Here is a 12,739-nt window from a genome sequence, read left to right as displayed (position 1 = left end):
ATGCCTGTAAAAATACTTATGGTCTGCTTGGGGAATATTTGTCGTTCCCCTTTAGCAGAAGGCATCTTACAATCTAAATTACCCTCCGAATTATTTTTAGTGGATTCTGCCGGAACCGGTGGATGGCACGCTGGCGAACAACCCGATAAACGTTCTATTGTAACTGCAAAAAACAGAGGCCTGGACATTTCCAAACAGCGAGCGCGTCAGTTCAAAAAATCTGATTTCGATTCCTTTGACTATATTTATGTGATGGATCGTTCCAATTATCAGAATGTAATTGCCTTGGCACCCAACGAATTGGCAAAAGAAAAAGTTTCGATAATTTTAAACGAATCGTTTCCCACTCAAAACTTAGAAGTTCCGGATCCCTATTACGGCGAACCCGATGGTTTTGAAAGCGTATTCGATTTATTAGACAACGTTTGTAATGTAATCGCGGAGAAACTAAAATCAAAACATCAGTAACATGAACACGTACGGAAAATTGTATCTTATCCCGACAACTTTAGGTGAAATGAACCCTGAAGAAGTATTACCGGTTACCGTAAAACGTACCATCGAACTGCTAGATGATTATATTGTTGAAAACGAAAAAACGGCACGTCGCTTTATCAAAAGTGTATTGCCTGAAAAAAAACAACCAGAATTAAAGCTTTTTGCCTTAAACAAACATACCGAAGAAAGCGAACATTATCAATTCATCAAACCTTTATTGGAAGGAAAAAACATGGGATTGATGAGCGAAGCCGGATGTCCTGGCGTAGCCGATCCTGGAGCTGTTATCGTAAAATTGGCGCACGAAAAAGGCATTCAGGTTGTTCCTTTGGTTGGCCCTTCTTCTATCCTTTTAGCCATGATGGCTTCCGGAATGAACGGTCAAAGTTTTGCTTTTAATGGCTATTTACCGATTGATAAATCCGAGAAGAAATCGGCCTTGAAACAACTGGAACGATTATCCTTTGAAAAAAATCAGTCACAATCTTTTATAGAAACGCCGTATCGCAATAACAAATTAGTAGAAGATTTATTGCAGATATTACAGCCTAACACGCATTTATGTATTGCTTGTGATATCACACTTCCAACCGAATTCATCAAAACGCTAACCGTGAATCAGTGGAAAAAAAATAAGGTCGATTTACACAACCGACCTTGTCTTTTTATCATTCACAAAATGAATTAATCTAGCCTTACTTTAGCTTTTGGATTGGCTAAGATATTGGAAGTATCATAACCTCCAAATCTTTTAATGTAACTTCTTAAGTTGGTTCCGAAACCATCCGTAAAGCCATTTCTACCGTTGCTTCGCAAATAACTTTTCACCGAACCTGCTCCACCTAAATGAGCTGCAGCCAACAATCCGGATTCTGTTATGCGTACGCCGTTGATAACTCTGCCTTCATAGCGACGAATTTCTTTTCGCAATTCCCATTTGTTACGGGCTAAAAGCGCTTTAAACGCTCTTTCCTGTAATTTTGGACTTTTTAGAAATTCATTGGTATTGTAAATTCCGATGGTTCTCAGTGTACTTTTCCCAAATTGGTATTTCCCCATATAACCAAAAGTATTCACTAATCTGTATTTTCCAAGAGATTCTTTAATCGCTATGGCTTGTTTAAACCCTACATACGATTTACCGGTAAATGGTAAATTGTAGTACACTTTTTCAGTTTCTTCTTTGGTAGGAACTAAATAATTAATAACCTCATCATCTCCTACGTGAAACCCTTCTAATTTTTCAGGCTCGAATGCTTTAAAACCAGAACTGATTAACGTAATAAGAAGTGTCAGTCCTAAAAAATAAGTCCATTTTTTTGTCATAAATTTGTTTTCTTCACCCGCTGTCACCGATGTGAAATTACACGCTGCAAAGATACGTTTTAAAAATTTAACCTGAAAATCAAGTAGTTAAAGTTTTACTAAAAGTAGATAAGGTGCCATTTTGTTCGTCCAAACGAACTGATTTCCAGAGTGGGAGCTGGAATTTTTACCGTATTAAAAATTGAAAAAACGGTCTTCAAAACGGAAGATTTTGTCTTAATTTTGGTCAAATCAACATCCAGACTGAGGTAAAATTGTCGAGTTCTGTGATTTTCTGCGAGTAATTCTTGTGGAATTGAGTCTTCATTTCCGGAAATCATGCCATCGGCACCGTAACCCAAAGCCACATTAAACCATTCTGGAATAAATTTAGCTTTTGTAAACGAATGTAAATTGACAGACAACCAATAGGTTTGTCCGTTGTAATCTTTCAGAAGTTCTTCATTGAAGCCATTTCCGAGAGCATCCGCTCGAAGTTTAGCATATCGGGTTCGGTGAAAAGAAAATTTCGAAACAATTCGTTGTTCATTCCAAAGCAATTCCTGAGAAACATACAGGCCGGTTCCGGTAGCATTAGCAATCACATCACCCCAAGATGCACCCCATTCTTGCGAAAATCCATCAAAAACCTCAACAGTTGTCAGAAAAGCAAATCCTAAAGTAGCTCCGTAAAGCAATTGTTCCCGTTCAGAAGCACCTGACCAAGCCAAAGTTTCTGCTCCAAATCGTCCGATATGATAGGTGGAATACAAATGTCCGATTTTATCCATCTGCAACCAATCATTGTTATCATTCTTAAAATGGAACGACGATTTCGGATAATCTTTGTACCAGATTTGATTGAGACCGATTAAAGTTCCGCCCAAAAGGACGCCTTCAGTTGCAAAAACTGCATTTTTTCTCGGCTGATTTAAAGAATCGGAAGGTGTAAAAAAAGATTCCAATTTCGACTGTGCCTTTAAGTCCCATGAAAAAAACAGAACTAAAAATGACACAATAAAAACTGGAATCTTATTCAAAACTATCGGTTAATCCCTAACTTACTTACCCACTCGGCATATTTTTTGGCATTCACCTGATGGGCTTCGTAGGTAGAGGCAAAATCATGGTAGCCAATTTTCTCCACGCTGGCACAGAAATAAATATAGTCGTGTTTTTCAGCATCCAAAACCGCATCAATAGCCGAAATATCAGGCATGGCAATTGGTCCCGGAGGCAAACCTGTGTGAATGTATGTATTATACGGAGAATTGATTCTTAGGTCATTAAACAAAACGCGTTTGATAACCTGATCAAAATCACCGGATTCTTTTTTCATAGCAAAAATAACCGTCGGATCAGCCTGAAGCGGCATGTCTTGTTTTAAACGGTTCAGGTATACTCCCGCTACTCTCGGGCGTTCGCTAACTTTAGCAGTTTCTTTATGAACGATAGCCGCCAATGTAGTAACCTGTTGTGAGGTTAATCCCAGTGTTGCAGCTTTAGCTGTACGTTCTTCATTCCAAAATTTTCTGTATTCTTTGGCTAATTTATCACGGAATTTTGTTGGCGAAACGTTCCAATAAAACTCATACGTATTTGGTATGAACATTCCTAAAACAGTTTCTTTATTGAAACCGTTTTCTGCCATAAAAGTTGAATCGGTAAAAACTTCAGTTAACGTTAAACTATCTGGTTCGATTTGAGATGACATGCGTTGCACCAACTTCCCTAATGATTCTTGGTTGTTGAATGATAATTTCACCGGAACATTATGACGTAAAGACGAAACGATACTAAACGTATTCATGCCTTTGGTAAGCAAAAATTTCCCAGGATTCACATTGGAAGCATAACCGCGACGTTCCGCCACAAAAGCAAACTTATCCAAATCAGCCACATAAGGTTTCACAATATTCTTTACATCTTCATAGGTAGAATTTGTTGGAATGTATACAAACACTTCCTCTTCGTTAAATTGCGTATTGGCTGTAAAAGCTTTCAGATACACCACTACTCCAAAAATCGTAGCCACTGCTAAAATAGCCACCGATATAAGCGAAACAAGTCTTTTCGGGTTCAAAATTTATTTGTCGTTAATTAGTTGATATAGTCCTTCGTCGGTGAAACGGTTCTGGAAACGCATCCAATCCTTTTTAACACCTACACATCGGAAGCCAAAATTAGTAAAAAGGTTGACACTTGCGACATTTTCAGTACCGATATTTGCATAAAGTTGATGCAATTGCAATTGTTTGAAGGAATAGTCAATTAGTAGCCCAAGTGCTTCTTTTCCAATTCCTTGATTTCGGTCTTCAGCATTTTGAATTACAATTCCGATTCCGGCTCTTTGGTTACTGGGGTCAAAGTCGAACAAATCAATCAGACCAACAGTTGCATTGGAATCACTTTTACAGATAGCCAGACGCAATTGTTTAGCTTCGTATATATCTTGCTGCGCATTTTCCAGATACTGTCGGATTAAAAATTTACTAAACGGTGTTTGCGTATTGCTCACTTCCCAAATGGATTCGTCGTTTTCAATAGTATAGACAAACTCCAAATCTTCCGGTTCGAGAGCACGCAGGTAAACTGTATTTCCTTTTAATGTTATCAATGGATTGTTTTATATTGTGATTTCTCCAAAATAAACAAAAGTAGCCGGCCCTTTTAGAAAAACATGGGTATAAAAGCCATTTTTCTCCGTGAAACTCACTTCCAAAGTCCCGCCTTCTACTTGCAATTCGATAACCGAGCTATTTGTTTTTCCAGTGGCTTTCATAGCGATGGCTACGGCTGTGGCTCCGGTTCCACAAGAAAGTGTTTCGTCTTCCACGCCTCTTTCGTAGGTTCGTAAGGCAAATTTATTTTCTTCTTTCTGCGCTACAAAGTTGATGTTACTTCCCGCTTTTCCGTATAATTCGCCGTAACGGATTTTGGCACCCTCGTTTCTTACATCGAAAATGTGTAAATCCTCCACCATCTGAACATGATGTGGAGAACCTGTATTTAAAAAGACATGATTCTCGCGCTGCTGAACCTCATCTACATCTTTCATCTGAAGTGAGATAATTCCCTGATCGTTAATCGTTGCGTAATGCAATCCATCCGTAGCGATAAAAGTGGTTTCGGTAGCGATAATTCCTAATTTTTTAGCAAAAGCCACCAAACATCTTCCGCCGTTTCCGCACATGGAACTTTCGTTACCATCGGAGTTATAATAAACCATACGAAAATCCGTCGACTCATCGTTTTCCAAAAGAATTAAACCATCGGCTCCGATTCCAAATCGTCTATCACACAATCTTTCAACGAGTTTGGTATCATTTTTGGGGAATTGTAAATCACGGTTGTCCAACATAACAAAGTCGTTTCCGGTTCCCTGATATTTGTAAAAGGTATAGCGCATCTGAATTTCAAATAAATACAAAAATACAAATATTAACAACACGTTAAACTCTGTTAAACGGGCGTTAAACCATTTTTTTGAATTGCGGAACTTTTTAATTTTACTGTTAAATAATTAAACATACTTTATATTATGAATAAATTTTCAAGCTTATTGTTGGTATCTCTGTTAAGCGGAACAATTACGCTTGGGGCATACAAATTGTTTTTTGACGAAAATTCAGGTTCAAAAAGCAAACTTTCTGTTGCTGCAGATAACTTTACCAGAAATGTTGGATTAGGTGCCGAATCAGTAGATTTTACAACTGCCGCCGAAAATGCCGTGCATTATGTGGTTCACGTGAAGAATGTTTCGGTTTCCGAACTTCCGTCCAATCCGATTATGGAATATTTTTACGGCTATCGCGGTGGACAACAGCAAACTCAGGTTGGAACCGGTTCGGGTGTGATTATTTCGGAAGACGGCTACATTGTAACCAACAACCACGTCATCCAAAATGCTACCGAATTAGAAATCACGTTGAACAACAACAAATCGTACAAAGCAAAATTGGTTGGAACCGACAGCAAAATGGATGTTGCGCTTTTAAAAGTTACCGCCGATGAAAAACTACCTTATGCTACTTTTGGAAATTCCGATAGCATGCGCGTTGGTGAATGGGTTTTAGCGGTTGGAAATCCGTACAACTTAAACTCGACAGTAACGGCTGGAATTGTTTCGGCGAAAGCGAGAAATTTAAGTAAAGACGGAATCCAATCTTTCATTCAAACTGATGCTGCTGTAAACCCTGGAAACAGTGGTGGCGCTTTAGTGAACACTCGTGGAGAATTGGTCGGAATCAATACGATGATTTCTTCTCCAACCGGAAGTTACGCAGGATATTCGTTTGCAGTTCCGTCCAATATCACCAGAAAAATCATAGAAGATTTAATGGAATACGGCAACGTTCAACGCGGTGTTTTAGGTGTCGAAGGTGGTGAATTGAACAGTATCGCTGCAAAAGAATTCGGGGTGAAACAGACACAAGGTTTTTACATCAATTCGGTTTCTAAAAATTCAGGAGCGGAACAAGCTGGTTTACGTAAAGGTGACATCATTGTGAAGTTAGACAATCAGGCTGTAAACGGTTATGCGGATTTAACTTCTTATGTAAATTCAAAACGCCCGAACGATTTGATTCAGGTTGGAATTCTTCGTGACGGAAACCAGAAAACGATTCCGGTACGCTTGACAAAACGCGAATTAGTTAACGTAGATTATAATGGTTTCGAATTTGAAGATTTGGATGCGGCCGACAAAAAACGCTTCCGTGTAAACGAAGGTGTAAAAATCAAAGACATCACCAATGAAAACTATCTGGAATATGCCGATGTATTGAAAGGCAGTGTGATTTTAAGAATTGATGGCGTAAAAGTAAATTCGATGGATCAGGCTTCAAGAATTCTGAATGCCAAATCCAACAATCAGAAGTTCCGTGTTGAAGTGATCACACAAGCCGGAGAACGACTTCAGATGATCCTTTAAAAACCTCAAACGATACAAAGTCAGCTTTTTCAGGCTGACTTTTTTATTTAATTTCACCACTATTTTTTCGGCAATCTGATTAAAAATCAATATTTTTGCACCAAATTTTAACAACACAAAATAACACATGAACAATTCCGCTTTATACGAAAAAGAATTGGCTTTTCAGGCAGACAGAAGAAGAGCCGGTGTAGAATTAATCAAGATTATCAGCGATTTATGGTATGATAAATCTATTGAATTGGTACTTTTCCGCAATCAGTTGATTGACCGCAATGTTAGTGACATCATCAATTTACACGAATATGCTGTGGAATTTGTTCAGAAACCAATCAATGTTTTTGATTCTGTGGAAATTGCTCGTGCCATTCAGGCTTTAGATTTACCGCCTTCAAGAATTGATATCGGTAAATTAACATACGAATACCATTTAGAAGACGACAAATACAACGATGCAACGGCTTTCGTTATTGACAAATTAAGATTGGCTAAAGACACTTCTGAAATCAAACCTAAAGATGTGGTTTTATACGGATTTGGTCGTATCGGACGTTTATTAGCTCGCGAAATGATGGCAAAAGTTGGAAAAGGACAACAATTGCGTTTGCGTGCTATCGTTACCAGAGATAAGAGTGATGCTGTTTTATTAGAAAAACGCGCGTCTTTATTACGTTACGATTCAGTTCACGGTGATTTCGAAGGTTCTGTTTCTGCAGATGTGGAAAACAACGCTTTGATTATCAACGGAGCTTCGGTTCATATCATTACAGCAAATTCTCCGGAAGAAATCGATTATACCGCTTACGGAATTAACGACGCTTTAATTATTGATAATACAGGTGCTTTCACAACGGAAGAAGCTTTAAGTCGTCACTTAACTTCAAAAGGTGCTGATAAAGTTTTATTAACAGCTCCAGGAAAAGGTGTTCCGAATATCGTTTACGGAGTAAATCACGAAAACTACAACCCGGATGAAGTTAAAATCTGGTCTGCAGCTTCTTGTACAACCAATGCCATTACGCCTGTTTTAGCTGCTATCGAAGAAACTTTAGGTGTTGTTAAAGGACATTTGGAAACTATTCACGCGTATACAAACGACCAAAACTTGGTTGACAACATGCACAAAAAATACCGTCGTGGTAGAGCAGCAGCGTTAAACATGGTAATTACGGAAACGGGAGCTGGAAGTGCTGTTGCAAAAGCATTACCTAGCTTAGCAGGAAAATTAACTTCCAATGCAATTCGTGTACCGGTTCCAAACGGTTCGTTAGTGGTTCTTAACTTGGAAGTAGGTAAAGAAACTTCAAGAGAAGATTTGAACGCCATCATGAAGAAATACGCTTTGGAAGGTAACCTTGTAGAGCAAATTAAATATTCTTTAAACAATGAATTAGTATCTTCAGATATCGTTGGAACTTCGGCTCCTGCCATTTTTGACAGCAATGCTACAATCGTTTCTGCCGATGGTAAAAATGTGGTAATGTATGTATGGTATGACAACGAGTATGGTTATAGTCATCAGGTTATCCGTTTGGCAAAATACATTGCTAAAGTAAGACGTTACATGTACTATTAATAGATACGATATCTCTAAATAATAAATCCGCTTCGAGAAATTGAGGCGGATTTTGTATTTTTAAACAAATGCTATTTTATGAATTTACAACCCATTTTAGAAAACGAGACTATACTATTGCCTCCGCTTAAAGAATCTGATTTTGAAGAATTGTTTCAAGTCGCTTCTGATCCATTAATTTGGGAGCAACATCCGAACAAAGACCGCTATAAAAGAGATGTTTTTCAAACATTTTTTGAAGGCGCAATAAAATCTGGCGGTGCTTTTAAAATTATTGACAAACATTCGAACGAAATCATCGGAAGCACACGGTTTTACGATTTCAATTCAGATGAAAAAAGCATTTTAATCGGTTATACCTTTTATGGAAGAAAGTATTGGGGTTCAACTTATAATCCGCAGGTAAAAAAACTAATGTTAGAGTACGCTTTTCAGTTTGTTGAAAAAGTTCATTTTCATATCGGCGCACAAAATATCCGTTCTCAAAAAGCGATTGAAAAACTTGGCGCTATAAAAACACGAGAAATTGAAGTAGCTTATCATGGCGAACCCGAAAAATTAAACTTCGAATACACCATCAAAAAAGAAGCTTGGGTTAATTAAGTACGCGGTTTATCTGCACAAAACGCTTCGCATAATACGCTTCTTTTGTAGAAGAAATTATTACTCCGGAACTTGTTGAAGAATGTATAAATTTAATTTCATCGTCTAAAACTTCCGTGACCATACCAACGTGACCAATTGCTCTTCCTCTTGTGGTAAAGAAAATCAAATCGCCTTTTTGCGCTTGACTTTTACTCACCTCAACACCTGCATTAGCCGCCATATCCGATGACGAACGCGGTAAGGTTATATCAATATTTTTATAAGTAACGAACATCAATCCGGAGCAATCAAAACCACTCCTATCAGTTCCACCACTTCGGTAACGAACGCCCATGTTTTCAGAAGCTTTGGCAATTAAAAAATCGGCTTTCTCGGCTGCATCTGCAGATAATGACAGAGAAGATGTTTCATCATTTGAATTACTTACAGATTCACGAACTTCTTCCTCTTTTTTAGATTCCGTTTGAACAACCTCAACTTGACTTTCAATTGGAGTAATTCCTTCTTTTACAACAAGTCGCTGACCAATTTCCAATCCGTTAGCGATGTGTGGATTTAACTTTTCCAATTGTGCGATAGAAATACCATAACGCTTTGAAATACCGTATTTGGTTTCTTTCGACACAACCTCATGAACAACTGCATTTTGATTCGCTAAATTATCCTTCTTAGATTCTGAAATGTCTGTCTTTTTGCTTTCAACAACACTTTCCTTTTCCTCTGCAATGTTTTCAGTTCCGGGGATAAAAATTATATCCTTTACATCTAATTTATTGTTTTCGATTTGCGGATTAACGCTTTTCAACTCATCAACAGAAACATTATACTTTCTAGCTATCACGTAAAATGATTCTCCTGAAGCGACAGTGTGTTTTTGTAACTTCTTCTGTAGTTTAGCAATCTTCTTTTTTTCTGTTTTAGAAAGTTGTTCTTCCTCTTGTTTTTTGATCCCTTTGGGCAAGGACAACAGTTCTCCTAATTGTAAATTATCGGAAATTAACTGCGGATTTACCTCGCGCATTTTATCAACCGAAGTATCATATTTCTTAGCAATACTGTACAACGATTCTCCCGAAACCACTTTATGGGAAGCACCGGACGAATTTTGTTTTTTAGAATCTTTCGTTGATTTTGCTGATTTTTTCGGAATATATAAAACCGTATTCAGAGCTAGAATTCCTTTAGCCTTGGGATTTTCTTCAAAAATATCGGCTTCCGAAACATTGTACTTTTTTGCAATACTGTAAACCGATTCACCACTAACAACAACGTGCTTGATTTTCTCCTGAGAAAAAACCATTGTAGAAACCAGTAAAAACAATATTGTAAAAAATCTGAACAACTTCATCTGCTTATAATTGAGGGAACCGAAATTCCAATTTTCGAAAGGTTTGGCAAGATAAAAAAACTCCCAACAAATGTGGGAGTTTTAACTTTATTTTAATCGTAAAAATGTTTACGCTTTACCGGCCGCAATCAGATTCAAAGCAGAACCCGCTACAAACCAGCCAATTTGACCTTCATTGTAAGTATGATTCGCCTTGATAACATCTTTTGAACCATCTGCGTGAATAAACTCCAAGGTTAATGCTTTTCCAGGTGCAAACTCGGTTAAATCCAAAAAGTTAATTGTGTCATCTTCCTGAACTTTATCATAATCTGCTTCGTTCGCAAAGGTTAAGGCTAACATTCCTTGTTTTTTCAGGTTGGTTTCATGGATACGCGCGAAGGATTTTACCAAAACCGCTTTCACTCCTAAGAAACGTGGCTCCATAGCGGCATGTTCACGAGAAGAACCTTCTCCGTAATTATGATCTCCAACTACTATTGATGGAATTCCGGCTGCTTTATAGGCTCTTTGCACTTTCGGCACTTCATCATACGAACCATTCAACTGATTTTTAACCGAATTCGTTTTATGATTGAAAGCATTTTCCGCTCCGATTAACATATTATTGGAAATATTATCCAAATGACCACGGAAACGCAACCAAGGACCTGCCATTGAAATGTGGTCGGTGGTACATTTTCCGAAGGCTTTGATTAGCAATTTGGCTCCGGAAATATTTTTCCCGTCCCACGGTTCAAATGGCGCTAACAACTGCAAACGATCCGAAGTGGGTGAAACAATTACCTGAACTGAAGAACCATCAGCCGCAGCTGGCTGAAAACCATCGTCTTCCACATCGAAGCCTTTGGTTGGCAATTCATCTCCTTTTGGCGGTAACAATTTCACTTCTTGTCCGCTATCGCTTAAAAGTGTATCAGTAATCGGGTTGAAATCCAATCGTCCTGAAATTGCTAAGGCAGCCACCATTTCCGGAGAAGTTACGAAAGCATGTGTATTCGGGTTTCCGTCGGCTCTTTTGGAGAAATTTCGGTTGAAGGAATGGACGATTGTATTTTTTTCTTGTTTATCGGCACCTTCTCTGTCCCATTGTCCGATACACGGGCCGCAGGCGTTGGTAAACACTTTGGTTCCCATTTTTTCAAAAACCGCAATGATTCCATCCCTTTCAATCGTATATCGAATTTGTTCCGAACCTGGATTGATTCCGAATTCTGCTTTTGGAGTGATTCCGTGTGCGACAGCTTGTTCTACGATAGATGCAGCTCTAGACATATCTTCGTAGGATGAATTGGTACATGAACCGATTAAGCCCCATTCTACTTTGATTGGCCATCCGTTAGCTGCTGCTTCCGATTTCATTTTAGAAACTGGCGTTCCTCTATCTGGCGTGAATGGTCCGTTAATATGTGGTTCTAATTCAGATAAATTGATTTCGATTAATTGGTCGAAATATTGTGCCGGATTCGCATATACTTCAGCATCAGCAGTCAAATATGACGCTACTTTATCCGCAGCGTTTACTACATCCTGACGACCGGTAGCCGCTAAATATCTTCGCATGGAATCATCGTAACCAAAAGTAGAAGTTGTGGCGCCAATTTCGGCACCCATATTACAAATGGTTCCTTTTCCGGTACACGACATCGACTCTGCACCTTCTCCGAAATATTCAACGATAGCACCGGTTCCGCCTTTTACGGTTAGGATATCGGCTACTTTTAAAATTACGTCTTTTGGTGCGGTCCATCCGTTTAATTTTCCGGTCAGTTTTACACCGATTAATTTCGGAAATTTCAACTCCCAAGACATTCCGGACATCACATCTACTGCATCGGCACCACCAACGCCAATAGCTAACATTCCCAAACCTCCGGCGTTAACCGTGTGTGAATCGGTACCAATCATCATTCCGCCCGGAAACGCATAATTTTCCAAAACAATTTGGTGAATAATTCCCGATCCAGGTTTCCAGAACCCAATCCCATATTTATTCGACACCGAGGAAAGAAAATCAAAAACTTCTTTGGATTGCGTATTGGCAACCGCTAAATCTGTTTTCGCGCCGACTTTGGCTAAAATCAAGTGATCGCAATGTACCGTTGTAGGAACAGCCACTTTGCTTTTTCCGGCGTGCATGAATTGCAACAGAGCCATCTGAGCCGTTGCGTCCTGACAAGCCACTCGGTCTGGTGCAAAATCTACATAATCTTTCCCTCGAACAAAAGCTTGCGTAGGAGTTTGTTCCCACAAATGGGAATACAATATTTTTTCAGAAAGTGTTAGCGGTCGACCTACCAATTCGCGCGCTTTATCCACACGAGCAGCCATAGTCGCATACACTTTTTCTATCATTTCTATATCAAAAGCCATAAGAATACTAGAATTACTGTTATACTATTCCGTTAAAATCATCCCCAATTTACAAAAAAAAGACGAGGTATAAAAAAGCCTAAGTCAATAAACTTAGGCT

Annotated in this window: 12 protein-coding genes; 5 read left to right on the top strand and 7 right to left on the bottom strand. The window is 38.7% G+C overall.

Annotated elements, in window-relative coordinates; genetic code table 11:
• Together RUH60_RS01780 and RUH60_RS01775 are read left to right on the top strand one after the other, a co-directional pair.
• On the top strand, positions 1-468 hold the full coding sequence (locus tag RUH60_RS01780) for a low molecular weight protein-tyrosine-phosphatase (RefSeq protein WP_313804519.1): 468 nt from the start codon (positions 1-3) through the stop codon (positions 466-468).
• A 1-nt stretch (position 469) separates the two neighbouring features.
• The gene (locus tag RUH60_RS01775) at positions 470-1,186 is read left to right on the top strand and encodes an SAM-dependent methyltransferase (RefSeq protein WP_313804517.1); all 717 of its coding nucleotides are present in this window, start codon (positions 470-472) and stop codon (positions 1,184-1,186) included.
• Here the strand turns inward: RUH60_RS01775 and RUH60_RS01770 are convergent.
• From RUH60_RS01770 to dapF, 5 genes are all read right to left on the bottom strand, one after another.
• On the bottom strand, positions 1,183-1,824 hold the full coding sequence (locus RUH60_RS01770; RefSeq protein WP_313804514.1) for a peptidoglycan-binding protein LysM: 642 nt from the start codon (positions 1,822-1,824) through the stop codon (positions 1,183-1,185). The two genes, RUH60_RS01775 and RUH60_RS01770, sit on opposite strands and share 4 nt — an antisense overlap.
• Positions 1,825-1,922: 98 nt before the next feature.
• The gene (locus RUH60_RS01765; protein WP_313804511.1) at positions 1,923-2,843 is read right to left on the bottom strand and encodes a DUF2279 domain-containing protein; all 921 of its coding nucleotides are present in this window, start codon (positions 2,841-2,843) and stop codon (positions 1,923-1,925) included.
• A 2-nt stretch (positions 2,844-2,845) separates the two neighbouring features.
• The gene (gene mltG, locus RUH60_RS01760; RefSeq protein ID WP_313804508.1) at positions 2,846-3,886 is read right to left on the bottom strand and encodes an endolytic transglycosylase MltG; all 1,041 of its coding nucleotides are present in this window, start codon (positions 3,884-3,886) and stop codon (positions 2,846-2,848) included.
• Positions 3,887-3,889: 3 nt separating this feature from the next.
• Complete coding sequence (locus RUH60_RS01755) at positions 3,890-4,420, bottom strand: GNAT family N-acetyltransferase (protein ID WP_313804505.1); 531 nt, start codon at positions 4,418-4,420, stop codon at positions 3,890-3,892.
• A 9-nt stretch (positions 4,421-4,429) separates the two neighbouring features.
• On the bottom strand, positions 4,430-5,212 hold the full coding sequence (dapF, locus tag RUH60_RS01750; RefSeq protein WP_313804502.1) for a diaminopimelate epimerase: 783 nt from the start codon (positions 5,210-5,212) through the stop codon (positions 4,430-4,432).
• A gap of 132 nt (positions 5,213-5,344) precedes the next feature.
• On the opposite strand from dapF, the gene RUH60_RS01745 reads away from it, so the two are divergent.
• The 3 genes from RUH60_RS01745 to RUH60_RS01735 all read left to right on the top strand — a co-directional run bounded on the left by RUH60_RS01745 (position 5,345) and on the right by RUH60_RS01735 (position 8,915).
• The gene (locus tag RUH60_RS01745) at positions 5,345-6,736 is read left to right on the top strand and encodes a S1C family serine protease (RefSeq protein ID WP_313804499.1); all 1,392 of its coding nucleotides are present in this window, start codon (positions 5,345-5,347) and stop codon (positions 6,734-6,736) included.
• A gap of 127 nt (positions 6,737-6,863) precedes the next feature.
• The gene (locus tag RUH60_RS01740) at positions 6,864-8,312 is read left to right on the top strand and encodes a glyceraldehyde-3-phosphate dehydrogenase (protein ID WP_313804496.1); all 1,449 of its coding nucleotides are present in this window, start codon (positions 6,864-6,866) and stop codon (positions 8,310-8,312) included.
• A gap of 78 nt (positions 8,313-8,390) precedes the next feature.
• Positions 8,391-8,915 carry a GNAT family N-acetyltransferase gene (locus tag RUH60_RS01735; RefSeq protein WP_313804493.1) on the top strand — a complete coding sequence of 175 codons (525 nt, stop codon included), beginning with the start codon at positions 8,391-8,393 and terminating at the stop codon, positions 8,913-8,915.
• Here RUH60_RS01735 and RUH60_RS01730 read toward each other — a convergent pair.
• Positions 8,908-10,266, bottom strand: coding sequence for a LysM peptidoglycan-binding domain-containing protein (locus RUH60_RS01730; protein WP_313804490.1), 1,359 nt, complete (start codon positions 10,264-10,266; stop codon positions 8,908-8,910). The two genes, RUH60_RS01735 and RUH60_RS01730, sit on opposite strands and share 8 nt — an antisense overlap.
• A 108-nt stretch (positions 10,267-10,374) precedes the next feature.
• Complete coding sequence (locus tag RUH60_RS01725) at positions 10,375-12,639, bottom strand: aconitate hydratase (RefSeq protein WP_313804487.1); 2,265 nt, start codon at positions 12,637-12,639, stop codon at positions 10,375-10,377.
• Between the last annotated feature and the right edge of the window lie 100 nt (positions 12,640-12,739).

Origin of the sequence: Flavobacterium sp. (genome assembly GCF_032153895.1) — a bacterium.
GTDB lineage: Bacteria > Bacteroidota > Bacteroidia > Flavobacteriales > Flavobacteriaceae > Flavobacterium.
The sequence above is the reverse complement of the archived record's forward strand: the minus strand, read 5'-3'. Positions and strand labels throughout refer to the sequence as shown.